General features: G+C 48.3%; 2 rRNA genes. Both read right to left on the bottom strand.

Annotated features, from left to right (window positions below):
* Window positions 1-100, bottom strand: a 5S ribosomal RNA gene (rrf, locus tag GCN75_RS28925); the annotation flags it as partial.
* Window positions 101-235: 135 nt separating this feature from the next.
* Window positions 236-321, bottom strand: a 23S ribosomal RNA gene (locus tag GCN75_RS28920); the annotation flags it as partial.

Raw genomic sequence — 321 nt, 5'->3', positions numbered from 1 at the left:
CTACTTTCACACTGGTTGCAGCACTATCATCGGCGCAAAGTTGTTTCACGGTCCTGTTCGGGATGGGAAGGGGTGGGACCAACTTGCTATGGTCATCAGGCATAACTTGTACTGGCGTTTGTCTCCTGTAGGACGACAAAGCCTGAATCTGGAAGAAGCAAAGATTGGGGTAATGAATGGTATCAACAAACTCACAACGTTGTACCGTCTTATCCTCTGTACCTGCTAAGGTTATAGGGACAAGCCGTACGGGCAATTAGTACTGGTTAGCTTAATGCATTACTGCACTTCCACACCCAGCCTATCAACGTCCTGGTCTCG

The organism is Janthinobacterium violaceinigrum (assembly GCF_009208555.1).
GTDB lineage: Bacteria > Pseudomonadota > Gammaproteobacteria > Burkholderiales > Burkholderiaceae_D > Janthinobacterium > Janthinobacterium violaceinigrum.
Note: the sequence above shows the minus strand (reverse complement) of the source record. Positions and strands in the feature narration are given on the sequence as shown.